Below are 18,000 nucleotides of genomic sequence, written 5' to 3' on the forward strand. Positions count from 1 at the left end.
CACATTTTTTTTAAGTTTTGCTATCTAAATTGATAAAAACATATAAAAAAAGTAAATTGAGTTTTTTTAATTATCATAATTTCTTTCTTCTCACCAAAACCATAATTCCCAATCCGAAAAATGCTAACAGATACAGTACTACAAAGAGATTTTTTAGCAAACTGAAAAAAGGCAATACCGATAAAACAGCATCTGAAAGCGACGGAAAGCGGTAAAGCGATATGCCGATGCCGATGTTTTCCAAGTAGTCAAACACTGCCGCCAAAATGGGTAAAAAGACCACCCATCTTACTCTTTTGAAATCCAATTTATCAATGAAATGCTTTAATATCTGTCTGTAAGTAAAGGCATAAAGTAGCGGGTATATCATATCAATAGGTAATTGCTTGTACAGATAGTAATGTCTGCCCTCGCTTCCCAAATATTCCAAAAGACGCACTACATATTCGCTATCGTAAAAAGGGAGGACATCAATAATATCCAATCCGTTGGCAAGGCGGTTCAGTGTAGGGATAGTGATAAAAACCATCAGTAAGTACACCGACATTGTGATGATGAAATACAGCCAAAGTTTCGTTGGGGTAAAAAATGTTTTACCCTTACATTGGGAGGTAAAATATTTTTTGTCCTTATTTATCATTTATTTATTTTTAAAAATTCAATTATTAGAACGATAATCCGTAAAGCCCATTACATTGCCCGAAGGGTCTAAAAACTCCACCGCCCAACCTGTTTTTATGGGGAAAGGTGGTGTTAAAAATTCCACGCCTTTAGTTTTTAAATCTTCGTACACTTCCGTTACATTATCTACTTCCAGCCAAATGGTAGGTTTCACATTCGGAAATTTTTTCTTGTCTTTTAAGATAATAGCAGCCTCTTCATTGCCCACTTTAAAGGCAATCATTCCCATTTGGGAGAAATCAAATTTGATTTCCAAACCCAAAACATCAGCAAAAAAATGTTTGCTTTTTTCGAAATCTTCGGCGGGAAGAAAAAAATTGTCGTAATTCATACCTTATTCCTTTTAAAATATTAAACGTTTTTAAATATTCTTTGCTAATGACACTTAGCAAAGAATAATTTACCCATACGGAAAAAACCACCGCAGGTTTTGGGCAAAAGCACGGCAGGTTTGAAATAAAACCAAGTGTGGTTTTAGGTGAAACCACGCTTGGTTTTTTGGGATACTACCGCAGGTTTTTCTGAAAACTATTTTTTCTTTTCAAAACCTGCTGCTTTCATTGCTTCTACAATGCGGGTACCTGGGCGATAATTCACACTAACGGATTTTATCTGGTTAGCCGTAAACTCCTTTTCGGTAGCTACTCCATTACTGCTGAGCGTAGGGTATAGACTGCCGAGTTTTTCCAAACGAATGATTTTGCTATCGGCTAATCCTTGTTGAATTACATTTTCCAAAGCGATAATCACCCCGCGAATGTCCGCCTCACTAAGAGCGGAAAATTTCTCGATTTGCTTTACCAAATCATCTACCGATAGCTCTCCTTCGGTTACTACATTGGCATAAAACTTTTTGGTTCCGCCTCCTGCAACGCCCGGTTGCCCTTTCTCGATAACTTTGTACTTGATGCTCATAATTGAAAATTTTTAGAAATGATACATTCATTAAGGAATACCTTGTATGTCCTATGGCTAACAAAGATAATATTTTTAAGCATTATACGGCATTGATTTTCATTTTTATATCTTTGAATTATCAGGGCTTATAGCATCTTATTTTCGATGTACTCACAGATTTGCTGGGCGATGTGTTCTTTTTGGTAAAAGTTGTGATACGCCTCATCAAACAGGTATGGCGATGTTTTCATTGTATCATACCACGCAGTACTGGGCAGATGATGGTCTTTTTTACCATAAAATAGGTGAAGCTGAGCTTTTGGAGGTATTGTTTCATACCGCAATCGAGTGGAAGATACGGCTACCAAATGTTGGGCTTTTAATCCGCTGTGTAAGGCTCTCCAAGCGATGTAGCCACCTATGCTAAAACCTAGTATGGCGAAGGTTTCTTTTTCTTTGTGGGTTAAGTTTTGTACAGATTGTAGAACGCCACCGTCCATAAATTGCTGATGCAGTGCCACCTCGGTATATTGGCTTACATCTATCTGCCCTAACTGACAAGCGTCATAAAAGATAACCTCAAAATGTTTGGATAAGGTTTCGGTGTAATATTGCCACCATTGTGATTGTTTTACACCCCATAAATCCGAAATAACGATGAGTTTTTTCATTGGTTTTCCTTTTTGTTTAGTAACATACTTATCATTTTCTCCAAACGCCTTTCTTTAGTTTCTTGCTTTTGGGCTTCATTTATCCATTGGATATACTCGTTTTTGTGAGACGGACTCAGTTTTTGAAACACGGCATATGCCTCGGGGGTTTCTTTTAATATGTTGGGGCGAAATATTTTTCGCCCTTACATTGTTTATTATAGGCAAATGTTGATTTGCTCTACGGGGTTATTTGTGAAAACAATCTTCTGTCCATTTTGCAGGATTATTTTCGATGTATTCGTGAATTCTGAAATACGATGCCTCATTTCGGATAATATGTTCGTAATAATTGCGTTGCCAAATTTGATGGATATTTGTATTGGAACGCACCCATTTGGTTACACCAATTTTAAAACCACGCACGATGGAACCAATGGTGTTTGATGTCCCCCGTAGGGGCGAAATATCTTTCGCCCTATTATCATCGGGCAAATGTTGATTTGCCCCTACGGGGGTTACAATTTCTATTATGCCGTGAATGTGATTGGGCATCACCACAAATGTATGCAACAAAACATTTTTAAAATGATTGGGAATGTCTCTCCAACATTTTTGGGCAATTTCTCCTATTTCGTTTAATTGCATTTCCTCATTGATGATTTCCCCAAAATAATGTGCTCTGTTTTGGCAACAAATCGTGATGAAATACAACCCTTCACGGCTGTAATCATATCCTTTCAGACGAATAGAACGCCTTTTGTGTTTATCGGGATTGTATTTTTTCATAATCAATCTATTATTGGGGCGAAAAATATTTCGCTCTTACATAGTATTATTTGTTCTATCGCTGAGGTCGCCTTCACTAAAAAAATCTGAAATTGATGTTATAAAATTGATTTGCTTTCCTTTATTACTTTCAAAAATAAAATCATTCAGACTTTTACTTTCGTATTTTGAAAAATCCCCAACAATAATCAAAGGCATCTGATATTGAGTGAATTTCTGTAAAATATCACCCGCAATTTTAGTTTTTAAATCGAAAAAATCTGTTGAGATATTTTTTTCGTGAATAATGATTTGCGAAAATCCCTGATAAGACAGATTGCCTATTAAGTCCAAAGTATCATCAACCGATGTTAATATTACTTTTTCTGAAAGAATTTCAGCAATTTTTGAACTATTTTTATGGTGTGTTTTTATTTCCATTTTTATGATTTTTCTAAGATTTAACAATCATAATATTACTCTTCTCTCGAAATGATTTTGGTTACCAATTTTAAGAAATCCACTGCCAAGAAATACTGGTCGCCCAAAGCATTGTATGCAAGGTCTTCCGAGAGTACTCCGTGGGGCATTCCTTCGGGGATTTTACCCGCGTTAGCATCGTCATAATCTTGTCGCCACTGGTCGCTTCCGTAATAGGTGTTAAGTTTTTGTACTTCGGGAAGTAATTCCTGCCATTGTTTTAGAAATCCTTCCGCTTTCGGGGTGAAATCTTCTATTTTATTGAGGATTCCCTCCATTTGGGCGATGTTTTGTAGTTGTTTTGGGGTCATTGTAAATAAAAAAATGATTTGAATATCTACAAAATTAATACTTTTTACGACTAGCAAATAACATTTTTTGTAGGTATAAGGATTCGAATTTCTATCATTACACGAGTACTATATAAATAATTATCAACATCATACACTTACTATTGACAAATTCTTATACACTCATTGATAAAAAATATTGTAAAATATTTGGTAGGTTCAAAAAGAGGCTATACTTTTGCAACCGTTTTCTGAGAGGCATTTCATCAGAAACTAAAAAATACTATCAGTTAAAAAAATGGAAAAATTAAATCACCATACCGCATCTGCTCAGTGTACTACCATCGGTGGTATTACAGTAGTGGTAGAAACTATTTGTAAAGGAGCTATCTGTTCTTTTATGATGATGGGTATGATGTTTATCCATACACTATTATGAATCGAGGGCATATATTGACTCAATATAAGTAAAGGCTTTCGGTTCTTCCGAGAGCTTTTTTTGTGTCCTTTCAGTTCTTTATTTCAAACCATATATTTCTTTTAAAAACTTAAAAAAAACAACAATGAATACAGCCAATATCATCAACACAGCCATTACCACGATTACCAATACGGGAATTGTAGGAGCCATTTTTATGATGATGATTTGCTTCATGATGTTTATCATGAAAAGGGGATATTATGAATCGAGATAGCTTGAAATGTACTTATACTTTGGGGGCTTCCGATTCTTTCGGGAGCCCTTTTTTCATCTCCACCAAAAGCCTATGGCTATCATTTTTTAATCACAATCATTTTAAAACAATTTAATTACTTTATATGAATCAACCATTAAAATTACTATCCGCTGGAGTATTTTTCTTCTTAGGAAGCCAAGGGATAGAAGCACAGAAAAAGAAAGATTCTCTTTCTGAAAGAAACATTGAAACGGTAGTGGTATTAGGATACGGAAAAACCTCTACCAAGTCTAAATCTAGTACTGCAAGTACCACCATTTCAGCAGAAACTTTAGAAAATAGACCCAATGTATCCTTCCTGAACTCCCTACAAGGTACAGCGTCTGGAGTGTCTGTAACTTCATCATCAGGGTCGCCAGGTTCTGGGAAAATCAATGTAAGAATTAGAGGAATGGCCTCTCTAGGTGCTTCAGATGAACCGCTTTATGTGATAGATGGTATAGTGTCTTCATCTACAGAGTATAGAAACCTAAACCCTAATGATATAGAGACCGTATCTATTTTGAAAGATGCACAGGCCACCTCAATATATGGTAACTTTGGTGCCAATGGTGTGGTGGTGATTACTACCAAATCTGCTGCGTACAATAGTGGTGTAAAGATTAGCTATGATGCATCCACCAGCTTTTCTAGACTTCCTAAACACAAATATAACCTTGCCAGTGGAAAGGAGCAGCTTCTAATACAGCACAGGCTTAAAAGACAAAATCCTGCCAACCCGCTATTAGGAGAAACTTTTGCTACGGAGGAAGATATCCTTAAATACGACGCACTGAATACCGACTGGGAAAAAGAATTCTTCCGTACAGGAGCAACGCAAGAGCATAACTTAGCAATACGCTACGGTACCCAAAACCTAAGCTCTTATGTTTCTTTGGGTTATCTTAAGAATGAAGGAATCGTAAGAAATACAGATTTCCAAAGGTTTACCCTACGAAGCAATACCAATGGGCGTTCTAATAACAGAAAATTTACTTATAGCACCCAAATTGGGCTCTCTTTCTCAAAAAGAAATCAGCTGAGAGGAGAATCCACCACAGATAATGATATTGCCAATCGAAGCTACCTGCACAATCCTTTACAAATGAGTGTATATGCACCTAGATATACAGCAGCACCAAGATTTGCAGACGGTAAAGCCATGTATGAAGCCATAGGTGTGAAATACTTTGGGGATAATATTCCTTACCTTGCTTACGATACCCTACTACAAGGAGGAACTAAAAACCACTATACCCAAACCTCCATCACTGCCAATGCTACTGGAACTTATAAACTAACTGATGCACTAAGCGTTACCAATAAAACAGGTATCTCCTATAATGCACACGAGAAAAACTTAGCCGAAACACCCAACTCCTACATGCAGGTGTACCAAGCCACACAAAATGGAGTACAATATGGTGGATGGGAATTCTTTAATCTCTTCTCCGATGCTACTTTTAACTCTATCACGAGTTTGAATTTTAATAAAAAATGGGGTGGCCATACTTTATCCGTAGCTGGGTATATTGATTATTTAAGAGCATTTTCCCAAAGCAGATACCTTAGACAAACGGGGCTCAATGCTACCTTCTGGGAACAAGGAACTGGACTAGGCTATGTGCCATTTAACCCTGCGGACCCTAATAAATATGTGCCTCTAATCTCTGCATCTAAGATAACTGGAGGAACCCTAGCACTCTTCGGAACGGTAGATTATGACTATAAATCCAAATATGGTATCTCTGGAACGGTAAGGAGAGATGGTTCTTATCGCTTCTCAGATGGTAAAAAGTGGGATACATTCTGGTCTGTGGCTGGTAGATGGAACATTGATAAAGAAAACTTCCTAGAGGATTCTGCATTTAATTTGCTTAAACTAAGGGCTTCTTATGGAACTAATGGTAACCAAAACATTATCCCTGTTACCAATAATAGTGTAGCATTACTAGAATCTCCTAGCATAGTAAGAAGCGTATATGCCAGTGCTACGGGATATAATAACAGCCCAAGATTCTATGCCTCACTGAATAACCCTTACCTTTCTTGGGAGAAAATTACCCAAGCGAATATCGGTCTAGATTTCGGAATATGGAGAAATACCCTCACGGGAAGCATTGATGTCTATGAAAAATCTTTCTCTGATATGTATCTAGACAGACCTGTTTCTGGAGTAAATGGCGTATTTACCTATAAAGATAATGGTGGGAAAATGAGAAACCGAGGGATAGAAGCTACCCTAAGATTCAATGCCGTGAAAACTAAAGATTTTAATCTATCGGTATTTGCAAATGCAGCTTACTCTCGCAATAAAATCCTCAGCCTCGCTTCCGAAGATAGAAGTAGAAATATAGTAAATGTAGTAGGAGAGGAAGCATGGCAATGGCAGCTGTATCGTTATATAGGCATTGATAAGGCAGATGGACAGTTCGTGTATCTAGACCAACATGGAAAACATACCAAAGCCCCTACACCTAATGACAGAGTACTTACTGGCAAACCTGCCTACGCTAGATACAGCGGTGGTTTCGGTCTTGATGTAGATTATAAAGGTTTCTTCCTTACTTCCTTATTCAGCTTCCAAGCAGGAGGATGGGCGTATGATGAAATGTATCGATATACCCAGATGCCATCTCGTGTATTAGAAGGATATAATGTAAGCCGTGATGTACTCAATCTTCCATCACTGAATGTGTCCGAAACCTATGTAGGAAACTCTGATTTTGCTTTGTTTAAAACAGATTTTATCCGACTTAAAAACATTACTTTAGGATACAATCTTACCAAAGAAGCACTCAAAAACCTACCGATATCAGGGCTTAAAGTCTATATAGTAGGAGAAAACATCGCTACTTGGACCCAATGGAAAGGCTTTGACCCAGAACAAATTGTAGGTACTTCCAGAGCCGTTTATCCTAACCCAAGAACCTACTCTTTAGGTGTAAATATTAACCTTTAAATAAAAAAAACATAATGAAAAAACAGATATTAAAACTCAGCATACTTTCCCTTTTATCCGTAGGAACCCTTACCGCACTCCACAGCTGTAGAGATGCCATAGATATAGTACAGCCTGGGGAGGTAAACGCAGAAAAACTCTTTACCAGCTTAGAAAATATAGAAGGAGCACTCAATGATGTGTACAATAGCACCGATATTGTAGATGCTATAGAAGCCTCTGCACTTATCTCCGATGAAGTAAAGACAAACAACATCCTAAGTAATGTACTCTTTACCCATACTTTTAATAGTAATAACAGCTATTCTTCCGATTTGTGGCTCAAGTACTATGGACTTATTCTGAATGCCAACCGATTTTTAGAAGGTGCCCAAAAATACACTCCTACCTCATCAGAACAGGCACAATATAATAAAGCCATCGCACAAGCTAAAGTGCTAAGAGCTTTGGCCTACACACAGCTACTCACCCATTTTTCTGAAGACCTTACACAAGACAATGGAAAAGGTGTCATCATCAGTAATGCTACTTTCTTAGATGCCAACTCTAAACTCCCGAGAAGCTCTAATAAAGAGGTGGAAAATGTAATCCTACAAGACCTGAACGAAGCCTATGACGCTCTAGACCAAGGAAGCAGATATTTTGTAAGCAAAAATTTCGTAAATGCCCTTAAGGCAAGATTTTACCTCTACAGAGGCAACCACGCACAGGCAAAAATATTTGCAGAAAAAGTCCTCACAGAATCAGGGCTTAGCCTCACCCCAGCAGGAAACTTCACCTCAGCAGAGGTACAAACCCAAGCATGGAGAAATGCTTTCTATAGAGATAACTCTAATAGCCCATACCGAAGAATTTGGTCAGATGCAGACCAAGGCGAAGTGATTTTTGCGTTATCTAGACCCGTAAGAGGAGTAGGTTCTGCCGTAGCAAGGATATTCGCTCTTAATGGTACCAATTTCCAAGGGTCAGTACAATGGTTCGCGGGTACCAATATCACCAAAATCATCTCCGAAACTCCAGGAGACATCAGAAGATACACCTATATAGACCCTACCTCTCCACTAGAAGCCAATGGTGGTGTACAGTCCGGAGTGATAGATAAATACCCAGGAAAAGGCATTTCCCCAGTAAGAAATGATTTAAAAGTAGCCCGACTCTCTGAAATCTATTTCATCTTAGCAGAGTGTGCTACCCACGAGGGCAATTTAGCACAAGCGAGACACTATATACAGAAAGTAAGAGAAGCCCGTAATTACCTAGGACTAGCCTCTACACCTCAATATGCCAATGCAAAAGAGGCTTGGGCAGACATCCTGAAAGAAAGAAGAGTGGAACTGGCATTTGAAGGACACCGCTATATAGACCTAAAAAGAGTGGCTGCCAAAGCAGGAGTAACCATGGATAGAGTAAATGCAGATGTACATCCTATTAAACTTCTGAATTTGCCAAACGGAGATTATAGGTACACCCTACCTATCCCTCTATCTGAACTATCTGCCAACCCCAATGTGGTACAAAACAAAGGATACTAACCCGAAAAGGTAGGATAAATCTTTATCCTACTTTTCATTCCCTAATTAATATTTCTTTTTCATTCTTTGAAGCGGTTTAATTTTAATTTACACTCATATTAACAGTTAAATTGTTTCATGGTAAGCACATCCACCTGATGGGTGTGCTTATTTTTTTGGAAAAAACCTCCTGCACGAATGTTTGGCGTTTTCCGAAGACAGGAAAATCTCCCGCACGAATGTTTGGCATTTTCCGAAGACAGGAAAGTATCCCGCACAAATGTTTGGCGTTTTCCGAAGACAGGAAAGTATCCCGCACAAATGTTTGGCGTTTTCCGAAGACAGGAAAGTCTCCCGCACGAATGTTTGGCGTTTTCCGAAGACAGGAAAGTCTCCTGCACGAATGTTTGGCGTTTTCCGAAGACAGGAAAGTCTCCTGCACGAATGTTTGGCATTTTCCGAAGACAGGAAAATCTCCCGCACGAATGTTTGGCGTTTTCCGAAGACAGGAAAGTATCTCACATGGGCATATAAAGCACTTTGTCAAAGCCTCAAAGCCTTGACAAAGTATAAATAACAAAAAGCATCTTTTCTGATGACTTCATTTAAAATAAAAGCTATTTTTTTATCCACTTTTTAGAAACTTTTCCCTTCTCAGTAGAAATAGTAATGATATAGTTTCCTTTTGGGAGATGATTTACATCTACTTCATGTGCCTTTAGCTCAGCATTCATTCTTCTTCCCGCCATATCAAAGATGGCTACGCTGTGTATCTTTTCCTCAGATGAAATATGGAGTACATCTGCTGTAGGATTCGGATAAATGGTAATAGCTGTATTCTTTTCCGCAGTTTCTTTTACACTGAGTGCAGCCTCATTATTAATGGCTATTCTATCTACAAAACCATTGGTATCCCCTATATTATCATGTAAAAAATCTATACGATTGATGGTCGTATTGGCAGGGTTTAGGTGAGGAGCTACATAGATAATATTATTATCCAGATAATAATCTATTCCCGTAGGTGTCCCTACTATTTTTACTCGGTGCCAAGTATTAGGTGTCCAAGGAGAAATTTGTGCTAAATCAAATCCTACGCCTGTACTTGTTAAAGCATAAATATTCCCATCATAAGAAAAATCGAGCATGTAGATAAATGGAGTACCACTGGCATTGGTATTCACGGCTTGAAATATAAAATCATTATTGCTCACATTTTCTATTTTCACATCAAAGGAAATAGTAAAATTATTCACATCTAACGGAGCAGATAGCTCATAAAAACCACCTAATAAGTCATAACCTCCTAAAGAAGTATGGGGAGTAAGAGATAATTTAAGGCTATGGGTATTATGAAATGCCTGAGTATTGGTGATGTCTATATCAGAAATATTGGTAGCCAATAATGCGGTATTATTGACATCTAGATCATAGCCATCCATTACCCCTGTAACCCATCCTTGCTGCCCATGGATACTCCCGAGTGTAAAACCTTCGGTACTTTCAAAAGAAATAAGCTGCTGAGCGGAAAGTAACGAACTGAACGCTACCATTCCTACAAGTAAATGTTTTTTCATAGATTTATTTTTTTTACATCTACACAAATATACCATTTTTTTAATAAAAAAGCGTCCCAAATCATTGAGACGCTACAAAAATGGCAGATAAATAGATTACTTTTTAATAAACTTCTTAGAAAACTCCCCTTTTCTAGTAGAAATAGTAATGATATAATTTCCTTTTGGGAAATGATTTACATCTACTTCATGTGCCTTTAGCTCGGCATTCATTCTTCTGCCCGTCATATCAAAGATGGCTACGCTGTGTATCTTTTCCTCAGATGAAATATGGAGTATATCTGCAGTAGGATTCGGATAGATAGTAATGGCTGTATTAGTTTCCGCAGTTTCTTTTACGCTGAGTGCAGCCTCATTGTTAATGGCTATTCTATCCACAAAAGCCCCCGTGTCCCCATCATTATCATGCACAAAATCTATACGATTCATAGTAGTATTGGCAGGATTCAAATGAGGAGCTACAGCAATAAGATTATTGTCTAAATAATAATCTATTCCTGTAGGTGTTCCTACGATTTTTACTCTATGCCAAGTATTAGGTGTCCAAGAGCTTACTTGTGCTAATGTTACTCCATTAGAAACTCCCGTTCCTACATATACATTTCCATCAAAATCAAAATTCATACGATAAACCTGAGCCGTGCCATTGGCATTGGTATTCACTCCTTGAAAAATGTACTCAGAAGCATACAACTCCTGAATTTTGACATCATAAGAAACAGTAAAATTACTAGTATCTATGGGAGTGGAAAGCGTACGAAAAGCACCTAATAAATCATAATTAGTTAAGCTACTGTGGTTAGCGTTAGGAAATAATTTTAGTGCCTGTGTGCCATGGAAAAACTGATGATTAACTACATCCATATTAGGAATATTAGTGGTCAATAATGCAGAATTATTAATTCCCATATTACTACCTACCATTACCCCTGTCATCCATCCTTGTTGCCCATGGACATTCCCAAAGGTAAATCCTTCGGTGTTTTCAAAAGAAATGAGCTGCTGTGCAGAAAGCAAAGCCCCTAGTGCTAGCATTCCTATAAGTAAAGGTTTCTTCATAAAAAAATATTTTTAAAAAAATCTGGTGCAAATATATCATTTTTTTAGGGTACCCTAATATACTTATTGCAAGAATTTGCTACAAAAAAAAAAATGATTATGGATATTTCACATAAATAATCTCATTTCTTTTTTCAATTTCTCTTAAAAGAAGCGAGTAAAAATCATTTCCCTGAATATTAAATTAAAAAACACATAGAAACATTAGAACTAACTTAATGTACCTATGTGGTTTTGTATAATAGCTGTGAAATTATTACTTCATTCGTTTATTTCTAGCAAACGATTTAAAAAGTACACGGATATATATATCCACTCTTTTTTTAAAAATCCATGGTAAACGGTGCTTCTTCATCGCTTTGGATGCCGAGTGCTTCGTACACATACTTAAAAGTGGAGAGCAAAACGGGTTTTCCTCCGATGATACACACATTATGCTCAAAATGAGCGGAAGGAGAATTATCTTTAGAGGTAACCGTCCAGCCATCATCATGGAAGATTACTTCATGCGTTCCTAGATTAATCATGGGCTCTATCGCCAAGGCAATACCATCTTTCAGTACTTTACCACTTCCTCTTTTTCCATGATTCGGCACTTGTGGGTCTTCGTGCATTTTTCTACCTAATCCATGCCCTACCAGTTCACGCACCACGCCATAGCCATGTGCTTCACAATGGGTTTGTATAGCATGAGAAATGTCTCCTACTCGCTTCCCTCGGATACACTGTGCTATGCCTTTATACAATGATTCCTTAGTAACCTCAAGGAGTTTTTTCACTTCTGGTTTTACTTCGCCTACTTGGAAAGAATAAGCATGATCTCCATAAAAACCATTCATATACACGCCACAATCCACGGAGAGGATATCTCCTTCCTCCAATGGTTTATCATTCGGGATACCATGGACTACTTCGGCATTAGGAGAGATACAAAGATTTTTAGGAAAGCCATACATCCCTAAGAATGCAGGTTCGCCACCATGATCACGAATAAATTCGGCAGCAAGTTTATCAATTTTATTCGTAGTAACCCCCGGTTGTATTTCTTTTGCCACCATGCCCAAAGTTTTAGAAACCAATTGAGCACTTTGTTTCATGAGCCTAAGCTCGTCTATAGATTTTAACTGAATCATTAAAACGATTTAAAAATTTGAGAAAAATTAGAAGAGTTAAAAAACAATCAGGTAAGAATTACCAAAATAGTCCTTTCTTTTTTTCTTTTTTCATTTTAGAATATGGAAGTACCTCTTTTCCTTCTACTCTAAATTCTATTTTATCATTGACAATATTATATACTTCTCCCCACCCTGGGAATCCTCCGAGGTTTCTATCATCAATAAAAATATCTGCATCTATTTTTCGGGAAGCGGTGTTTCCATCAAAAATTTCCCCCTCAAAACTAGAGTTTACAGCATAAAATTCTATTCCATTTTGTTTACAAAACTCTACTGCATCCTGAAGGCTTTGCCCATGACGATAAGTCCATAGAATCAATCGGTAGCCTTCGCTTTGGAATCTTTTTAGCGTTTCAAAAGCAAAAACTTTAGGTTTTCCTATTCCTGGATATGCATCTTCTACGATGGTTCCATCAAAATCTATGGCTAATTTTTTATTACTTTTCATCTTATGGTAAAAAAAAGGTTGGGCAAATATACAAAATTCAGTATGGACATATCTCACAAAAAAAGCGAGACTTTCTATTTCTCGCTAACTTTCACAATGATTTTTTTAGGACCTCACCCATTTAAACTGATATTCTAATAATGGTTCTGCCATTCTATCCGTAATTCTTTGGAGTCTGGCAGGGAGTTTCATTAGGTACTCCTGAGCTTTCTGAGCTTTTTCATTAAGCCCTGTGATATGCTCTATTTTCCAGTCTTCTAAAAGTTCTTTTAGAATATCAATATAGTCTTGTGCGGTATATACCCTACAACGCTGTGCTGCATCTGAAAAATGTCCCCAAAGCTCCCCTGCTTTCTGTCCGCTTTCTCTCATTAGGTGGGCAGGCATCACTATTTTTTTCTTCATCATATCCTCAAAAGCGAGCATCATCTCAGAAGCATCCATCTCGAATATTCTGGTGATAAAACTCTTGTAGGCTTTGGCATGTCTGGCTTCATCTGCTGCAATTACGGCACACATTTTTGCTAATTTTTTATTCCCTGTTTGCTTAGCAAAAGTACCTACGCGGCGGTGAGAAATATTGGTAGCAGTCTCTTGGAAAGAAGTATAAACAAAATTCCGATAAGGATCCATAGAAGTACCGAGGTCAAAACCATCTTGGATAAGGTATTGGGTAGTAATTTCCACCTCTCTCATGTTTACTCGTCCACAAAGGTAAAGATATTTCCCCAGCAGGTCTCCATGTCTATTCTCTTCAGCGGTCCAATGCCTTACCCATTTCGCCCAGCCTTCACCTTTTTCTTGGTCTACCCCATCAATGCCCATAATCCAGCTTTCATAGCTTGGCAGTGCTTCTTCCGTGATGCAATCCCCAATGAGAGTAACAAAAACATCATAATCCATCTCATGAGCATAGGTTTGTAGCTCCTCTAAATCATCTTGAAAAGTTGCCGACATGGTATCTGGCAGGAAATCTGAGGGCTGCCAAATCTTTTCCACAGGGGTTAAATATTTATCAATAAACTGATTAACTTCCTTAGACAAGACACGCATCACTTCAGAGCGAACTAATTTATCATACATAGGGTAAATTTTTACCCTCCAAAGATACAGTAAATATTATTCTACACCTAATAATCATGAAAAAATATGATTATTTTTTTACTACTTTTTATATGGAAGAATTGATTTGGTTAATATCCTATGCCGTATTTTTTGCGTTTAAAACCTTTGCTCTATACAGATGGTAGCTCCTGCATTCTCTCCCTGCATGGGAGCAGAACACTTAGTAATACTCACTTTGATATACTGAATATCAGCAAATTTACTTTTAACACTTCTAAAAATCCTTCCCGCTACATGTTCTATAAGCTGAGATGGTATTTTCATTTCCTCATGCACTATATTATTAATTTCTGCATAACTTATGGTATCATTAATATCATCAGATTCCGTAGCTTTTCTTACATCTGCTTCTATTTCTATATTGACAAGGTAATCCGTGCCAATGACTCTTTCTTCTTCCAACACACCATGGTAAGCGAAAATCTTAATATCAGAAAGTGATATCTTGGTTTTCATTTTTTCCACATCCAATCGGTTTGCTTCTTCTGGAAGCTCATAATGCAATGCTTTATAGAGTTTTGTCAATATCTCCTCTTCCGTAAATGAATGACCTGCATTGAGAGAAATCACATTCTTTTTTTGTAGAAAGTGGTCATAAAAACGCTCTGCCACAGCTCTATCGGTCTGAAGAATGAGAATAAGAGAAGGCATTTCCTCAAACTTTTCTATCATCGCAGGATAGTCTGAAGTATTAAAAACAGCATCCGCAAAAGGATGAAGCACTTCGGAAGCAGATGTATCTACCCAAAGCGTGACTTTTTTTTCTTTTTTAAGTGCTAATATTTTGTTTCTCAATTCCTCCCCTTGAGGAATAACAAATTGCTCGGGGTCTATAGAAAATACAGGTTGCACCGATTGAAATTTTTCTTTCATAATTTAAGCGATAAATTGGCGGATAAGGTTTTCTATTTCTTCTTTGGATTCATCTAGATTGGCATTGACAATAATTTTATCGAAATTTTTCTGAAACAGGATTTCACTTTCCGCCTTTGCCAGTCGGGTTTTAATGGTTTCTATGTCATCTGTACCACGGTTTTTGAGCCTCCTTTCTAACTCCTCAATGGACGGTGGCATGATGAAGACAGACATCGCTTGGTCTCCAAAATATTTCTTTAAAGCAATTCCCCCTTTGACATCTACATCAAAAATGACTATTTTATCCTGATTCCATATTCTCTCTACTTCTGATTTGAGGGTACCATAGAATTTATCTGCATAGACTTCCTCATATTCCACGAAAGCATCTTCTTCTATTTTTGCCTTAAAAACTTCGGGGCTGATAAAGTGATAATCTTTTCCATCTACTTCTGCTCCTCTAGGTGCTCTTGTGGTGCAAGAAATGGAGAACTGAAGCACTGGAAAAACTTGCAGACAATGCTGAACCAAAGTGGTTTTCCCACTGCCACTGGGTGCTGAAAATATAATGACTTTTTTCATTGTTTATTTATTTTCCTAGTTCTAGTTGATTCTTTATAAGTTCATAATAATATCCACGATTATTAACTAATGATTGATATATTCCTTTTTCTTCAATCTTTCCATTTTTTAAGACCTAGATTCAACTTATAAAAGTAACTTTCCGTTATTATTAATTGTTTTCAAATATACTTGTTTTGGACTTAAAAAACCAAATCTTTTGCGTGGTCTTGTATTTAAAATTTCTTGTACCTCCTTTAATCGTTGTTCTGTAATTAGGCTAAAATCATAACCTTTTGGAAAATAATGCCTTAACAACTTATTATAATTCTCATTTGAGCCTCTTTCCCAGCTGTGGTACGGACGAGCAAAGTAATAATCAAAATTAAAACCTTCCGACAACTCCTTATGTTTAGAAAATTAACTCGTTGTTTTTAAAGAAAATAGCGGTCTCGTTGAATCTTTGATTTCCTTCCCATTATCAGTGGCTAATATATATAGTTAATTGATTATCAGAGATTATTATTTCTATTTTTCAATCAAAGCTTCTTCCGAGGATTTTCCCTCTAATAACTCCAAAAAAGTATATCCAGTAGCTCGGTCGTTCATCGTTAAAATAGCTTTTTTGTGATTTTTACCTAATACCAAATCGGCTTTCATAATTTCCTGTTCTACATCGTTTTTCTACAACCTCAAGGCGGTTCTTCAATACTTTTTCTTTCCGCAATAATCCCTCGTTTATCTTCTCTCCGTACGCCCTCTCTGAAGGAGAGGCAACCTCGTTTCCTATACCGTTTACCTTTGGTTTGCAAGTGTTTATAAAGTTCTCCTACCTTTCGCTTTTTTTCCAAAATGAACTAATAAATCCACTCATGAGAAACCGTTTCTTTGCCTTCTAATTTTAGTGTACATACAATCTGTTCAGGTGAATAATCTTTTGAAAGTAAGTGTATTACTTCTTTTTTAATGGATTCGGTAAAACGGATTTTTTTAGGTTTTTCTTTCTTCCGTTGTTCGTATTTTCGTTGAGCTAAAACAGCTTTATAAACACCATTTCTGCCGTCTGAATTCCGCTTAATCTCTTCATTAATCGTCTTGCAATTTCAGCTCTTGATATTTTTTCTTGCAAATAAAACTTGAATTTCGTACTTTTGTTCCTGTGTTAAATAACTCATATTTAGACACTTTTGTTCGAGAACAAATATGAGAGAAATTTTCATTTAACTCAAGGGAAATTTTAGCTTTCCTTTTCTATCTGTCCTCTTAAAAAAAGTTTCATTGGCATCACCTGCAATAAATATTCAATTAAAAATTGAACAATAAAATTACCATATTTTTTTTGTTTTTAACTGTTTGCTTATCGGAAATATTGCAAGCACAATCTTTTATTACCGGAACTGTTTCATCTGATGATCATTACATTTCTAATGCACTAGTGTACAATACAGTAAATAAAAAAAGAACCTATACTTCTTCCAAAGGAAAATTCGTAATTGAAGGGGAAATGAATGATGAATTAAGGTTTGTTAAAGAGGGGTATGAGAGATACATCCTTAAAATAAAAAACAATTCCGATGTAGAAGTTAGGATGGTAAAAATACCAACTGAAATAGAGGAGATTAAAGTGAGAAAATTAACGGGCAATTTGACAAAGGATGCTCAGAGAATGAAAATAGATAATTCAATAGAAAAGTTGAAAAATAATATAGGACTACCTAAGCCTAAAGAAAATTACAGAGAAAAAGTGCCTACGGTGGTAAATGATGTGATTTTACCTTTGTTTTCCTTAGCTCCCACTATTAAAATTCAAGAAATTTACTCTATAATATCTGGCGATAGCAGAAGGCAAAAAGCATTATTCAAATATGAAGATCTACAGAAAGATATAAAATGGATCAGACAAAGATTGGATAATGATTTTTTTATTCAAAATAATATACCTAATGAGAGAATAAATGAGTTTTTAGAATTTGCCATTGTCCATAATCCCAATATTCAGAACGGTATAAAACAGAATAATGCAAACAATGTAAGTTTTGAACTCTTAGAATCTATAGATATTTTTACATCAAGAATTCAACATTAGAAACATAACAGAAAGATAATAACAAGTTATAGATCTAATAAATAGCATAATTGACAATAATATCTTTTTTAGACAATATAACAAAAAATGGTGCTTAAAAACCTTGTAAAGCATTGTCTTTTATAGACTTATAAGAGTTATAATGAAAGTGGTTTCATT

At 36.5% G+C, this 18,000-nt stretch carries 23 protein-coding genes; 5 read left to right on the forward strand and 18 right to left on the reverse strand.

Annotated features, from left to right (window positions below; all coding sequences use genetic code 11):
- Positions 1-73: 73 nt before the first annotated feature.
- From HMPREF9699_RS10305 to HMPREF9699_RS10335, 8 genes are all read right to left on the reverse strand, one after another.
- Entirely contained in the window at positions 74-640 is a 567-nt protein-coding gene (locus HMPREF9699_RS10305) for a hypothetical protein (RefSeq protein ID WP_002664574.1), read from the reverse strand.
- An 18-nt stretch (positions 641-658) separates the two neighbouring features.
- Positions 659-1,012 (reverse strand): VOC family protein, encoded by a 354-nt coding sequence (locus HMPREF9699_RS10310; protein ID WP_002664576.1) that lies wholly within the window; start codon positions 1,010-1,012, stop codon positions 659-661.
- A 197-nt stretch (positions 1,013-1,209) separates the two neighbouring features.
- Entirely contained in the window at positions 1,210-1,596 is a 387-nt protein-coding gene (locus tag HMPREF9699_RS10315; RefSeq protein ID WP_002664579.1) for an HU family DNA-binding protein, read from the reverse strand.
- Positions 1,597-1,724: 128 nt separating this feature from the next.
- Complete coding sequence (locus HMPREF9699_RS10320; protein WP_002664580.1) at positions 1,725-2,249, reverse strand: alpha/beta hydrolase; 525 nt, start codon at positions 2,247-2,249, stop codon at positions 1,725-1,727.
- A complete protein-coding gene (locus HMPREF9699_RS11610) occupies positions 2,246-2,425 on the reverse strand; it encodes a YdeI/OmpD-associated family protein (RefSeq protein ID WP_081580590.1) in 180 nt (59 codons plus the stop codon). Before HMPREF9699_RS11610 ends, HMPREF9699_RS10320 begins: the two co-directional genes overlap by 4 nt.
- Positions 2,426-2,477: 52 nt before the next feature.
- Complete coding sequence (locus tag HMPREF9699_RS10325) at positions 2,478-3,017, reverse strand: transposase (RefSeq protein WP_002664581.1); 540 nt, start codon at positions 3,015-3,017, stop codon at positions 2,478-2,480.
- A gap of 36 nt (positions 3,018-3,053) precedes the next feature.
- Positions 3,054-3,437, reverse strand: coding sequence for a DUF4180 domain-containing protein (locus HMPREF9699_RS10330; protein ID WP_002664587.1), 384 nt, complete (start codon positions 3,435-3,437; stop codon positions 3,054-3,056).
- 35 nt (positions 3,438-3,472) lie between these two features.
- Positions 3,473-3,787: a DUF4298 domain-containing protein gene (locus HMPREF9699_RS10335; RefSeq protein ID WP_034985959.1), complete on the reverse strand. Its 315-nt coding sequence runs from the start codon at positions 3,785-3,787 to the stop codon at positions 3,473-3,475.
- Between the two features lie 277 nt (positions 3,788-4,064).
- On the opposite strand from HMPREF9699_RS10335, the gene HMPREF9699_RS11340 reads away from it, so the two are divergent.
- The 4 genes from HMPREF9699_RS11340 (at position 4,065) to HMPREF9699_RS10345 (ending at position 8,976) form a co-directional block, all read left to right on the forward strand.
- Entirely contained in the window at positions 4,065-4,205 is a 141-nt protein-coding gene (locus tag HMPREF9699_RS11340) for a hypothetical protein (protein ID WP_002664589.1), read from the forward strand.
- Positions 4,206-4,329: 124 nt separating this feature from the next.
- Positions 4,330-4,461: a hypothetical protein gene (locus tag HMPREF9699_RS11490; RefSeq protein ID WP_002664590.1), complete on the forward strand. Its 132-nt coding sequence runs from the start codon at positions 4,330-4,332 to the stop codon at positions 4,459-4,461.
- Between the two features lie 124 nt (positions 4,462-4,585).
- Positions 4,586-7,444, forward strand: coding sequence for a SusC/RagA family TonB-linked outer membrane protein (locus HMPREF9699_RS10340; RefSeq protein ID WP_002664591.1), 2,859 nt, complete (start codon positions 4,586-4,588; stop codon positions 7,442-7,444).
- A 14-nt stretch (positions 7,445-7,458) separates the two neighbouring features.
- Positions 7,459-8,976 carry a RagB/SusD family nutrient uptake outer membrane protein gene (locus HMPREF9699_RS10345; protein WP_002664592.1) on the forward strand — a complete coding sequence of 506 codons (1,518 nt, stop codon included), beginning with the start codon at positions 7,459-7,461 and terminating at the stop codon, positions 8,974-8,976.
- Between the two features lie 98 nt (positions 8,977-9,074).
- On the opposite strand, the gene HMPREF9699_RS11255 is transcribed toward HMPREF9699_RS10345, so the two are convergent.
- From HMPREF9699_RS11255 to HMPREF9699_RS11505, 10 genes are all read right to left on the reverse strand, one after another.
- A complete protein-coding gene (locus HMPREF9699_RS11255) occupies positions 9,075-9,410 on the reverse strand; it encodes a hypothetical protein (protein ID WP_147292203.1) in 336 nt (111 codons plus the stop codon).
- Between the two features lie 162 nt (positions 9,411-9,572).
- Entirely contained in the window at positions 9,573-10,532 is a 960-nt protein-coding gene (locus HMPREF9699_RS10355; RefSeq protein ID WP_002664594.1) for a T9SS type A sorting domain-containing protein, read from the reverse strand.
- Between the two features lie 96 nt (positions 10,533-10,628).
- The gene (locus tag HMPREF9699_RS10360) at positions 10,629-11,591 is read right to left on the reverse strand and encodes a T9SS type A sorting domain-containing protein (protein ID WP_002664595.1); all 963 of its coding nucleotides are present in this window, start codon (positions 11,589-11,591) and stop codon (positions 10,629-10,631) included.
- Between the two features lie 323 nt (positions 11,592-11,914).
- Positions 11,915-12,724: a type I methionyl aminopeptidase gene (map, locus tag HMPREF9699_RS10365; RefSeq protein ID WP_002664596.1), complete on the reverse strand. Its 810-nt coding sequence runs from the start codon at positions 12,722-12,724 to the stop codon at positions 11,915-11,917.
- 58 nt (positions 12,725-12,782) lie between these two features.
- Positions 12,783-13,214, reverse strand: coding sequence for a BT0820 family HAD-type phosphatase (locus HMPREF9699_RS10370; protein WP_002664597.1), 432 nt, complete (start codon positions 13,212-13,214; stop codon positions 12,783-12,785).
- 105 nt (positions 13,215-13,319) lie between these two features.
- Positions 13,320-14,297, reverse strand: a complete 978-nt coding sequence (locus tag HMPREF9699_RS10375) for an acyl-ACP desaturase (protein WP_002664598.1) — start codon at positions 14,295-14,297, stop codon at positions 13,320-13,322.
- A gap of 138 nt (positions 14,298-14,435) precedes the next feature.
- Positions 14,436-15,212 (reverse strand): dihydroneopterin aldolase, encoded by a 777-nt coding sequence (gene folB, locus HMPREF9699_RS11520; protein ID WP_002664599.1) that lies wholly within the window; start codon positions 15,210-15,212, stop codon positions 14,436-14,438.
- 3 nt (positions 15,213-15,215) lie between these two features.
- Complete coding sequence (gmk, locus tag HMPREF9699_RS10385; protein WP_002664600.1) at positions 15,216-15,776, reverse strand: guanylate kinase; 561 nt, start codon at positions 15,774-15,776, stop codon at positions 15,216-15,218.
- 126 nt (positions 15,777-15,902) lie between these two features.
- Positions 15,903-16,157: an IS30 family transposase gene (locus tag HMPREF9699_RS11500; protein ID WP_245946126.1), complete on the reverse strand. Its 255-nt coding sequence runs from the start codon at positions 16,155-16,157 to the stop codon at positions 15,903-15,905.
- 126 nt (positions 16,158-16,283) lie between these two features.
- Positions 16,284-16,415 (reverse strand): hypothetical protein, encoded by a 132-nt coding sequence (locus HMPREF9699_RS11505; protein ID WP_260182295.1) that lies wholly within the window; start codon positions 16,413-16,415, stop codon positions 16,284-16,286.
- Between the two features lie 652 nt (positions 16,416-17,067).
- On the opposite strand from HMPREF9699_RS11505, the gene HMPREF9699_RS10395 reads away from it, so the two are divergent.
- Positions 17,068-17,841, forward strand: coding sequence for a hypothetical protein (locus HMPREF9699_RS10395; RefSeq protein ID WP_147292202.1), 774 nt, complete (start codon positions 17,068-17,070; stop codon positions 17,839-17,841).
- The last annotated feature ends 159 nt before the right edge of the window (positions 17,842-18,000 follow it).

It is taken from the genome of Bergeyella zoohelcum ATCC 43767 (assembly GCF_000301075.1).
GTDB classification, from domain to species: domain Bacteria; phylum Bacteroidota; class Bacteroidia; order Flavobacteriales; family Weeksellaceae; genus Bergeyella; species Bergeyella zoohelcum.

Excerpts from the sequence above, each read along its gene's own strand:
- HMPREF9699_RS10320 (WP_002664580.1), bottom strand. The coding sequence starts at position 2,249 with ATGAAAAAACTCATCGTTATTTCGGATTTATGGGGTGTAAAACAATCA.
- HMPREF9699_RS10335 (WP_034985959.1), bottom strand. The coding sequence starts at position 3,787 with ATGACCCCAAAACAACTACAAAACATCGCCCAAATGGAGGGAATCCTC.
- folB (WP_002664599.1), bottom strand. The coding sequence starts at position 15,212 with ATGAAAGAAAAATTTCAATCGGTGCAACCTGTATTTTCTATAGACCCC.
- map (WP_002664596.1), bottom strand. The coding sequence starts at position 12,724 with ATGATTCAGTTAAAATCTATAGACGAGCTTAGGCTCATGAAACAAAGT.
- gmk (WP_002664600.1), bottom strand. The coding sequence starts at position 15,776 with ATGAAAAAAGTCATTATATTTTCAGCACCCAGTGGCAGTGGGAAAACC.
- HMPREF9699_RS10345 (WP_002664592.1), top strand. The coding sequence starts at position 7,459 with ATGAAAAAACAGATATTAAAACTCAGCATACTTTCCCTTTTATCCGTA.
- HMPREF9699_RS10325 (WP_002664581.1), bottom strand. The coding sequence starts at position 3,017 with ATGAAAAAATACAATCCCGATAAACACAAAAGGCGTTCTATTCGTCTG.
- HMPREF9699_RS10315 (WP_002664579.1), bottom strand. The coding sequence starts at position 1,596 with ATGAGCATCAAGTACAAAGTTATCGAGAAAGGGCAACCGGGCGTTGCA.
- HMPREF9699_RS10370 (WP_002664597.1), bottom strand. The coding sequence starts at position 13,214 with ATGAAAAGTAATAAAAAATTAGCCATAGATTTTGATGGAACCATCGTA.
- HMPREF9699_RS10375 (WP_002664598.1), bottom strand. The coding sequence starts at position 14,297 with ATGTATGATAAATTAGTTCGCTCTGAAGTGATGCGTGTCTTGTCTAAG.
- HMPREF9699_RS10340 (WP_002664591.1), top strand. The coding sequence starts at position 4,586 with ATGAATCAACCATTAAAATTACTATCCGCTGGAGTATTTTTCTTCTTA.
- HMPREF9699_RS11505 (WP_260182295.1), bottom strand. The coding sequence starts at position 16,415 with ATGAAAGCCGATTTGGTATTAGGTAAAAATCACAAAAAAGCTATTTTA.
- HMPREF9699_RS10305 (WP_002664574.1), bottom strand. The coding sequence starts at position 640 with ATGATAAATAAGGACAAAAAATATTTTACCTCCCAATGTAAGGGTAAA.
- HMPREF9699_RS10355 (WP_002664594.1), bottom strand. The coding sequence starts at position 10,532 with ATGAAAAAACATTTACTTGTAGGAATGGTAGCGTTCAGTTCGTTACTT.
- HMPREF9699_RS10310 (WP_002664576.1), bottom strand. The coding sequence starts at position 1,012 with ATGAATTACGACAATTTTTTTCTTCCCGCCGAAGATTTCGAAAAAAGC.
- HMPREF9699_RS11255 (WP_147292203.1), bottom strand. The coding sequence starts at position 9,410 with ATGCCAAACATTCGTGCAGGAGACTTTCCTGTCTTCGGAAAACGCCAA.
- HMPREF9699_RS10360 (WP_002664595.1), bottom strand. The coding sequence starts at position 11,591 with ATGAAGAAACCTTTACTTATAGGAATGCTAGCACTAGGGGCTTTGCTT.
- HMPREF9699_RS11490 (WP_002664590.1), top strand. The coding sequence starts at position 4,330 with ATGAATACAGCCAATATCATCAACACAGCCATTACCACGATTACCAAT.
- HMPREF9699_RS11340 (WP_002664589.1), top strand. The coding sequence starts at position 4,065 with ATGGAAAAATTAAATCACCATACCGCATCTGCTCAGTGTACTACCATC.
- HMPREF9699_RS10330 (WP_002664587.1), bottom strand. The coding sequence starts at position 3,437 with ATGGAAATAAAAACACACCATAAAAATAGTTCAAAAATTGCTGAAATT.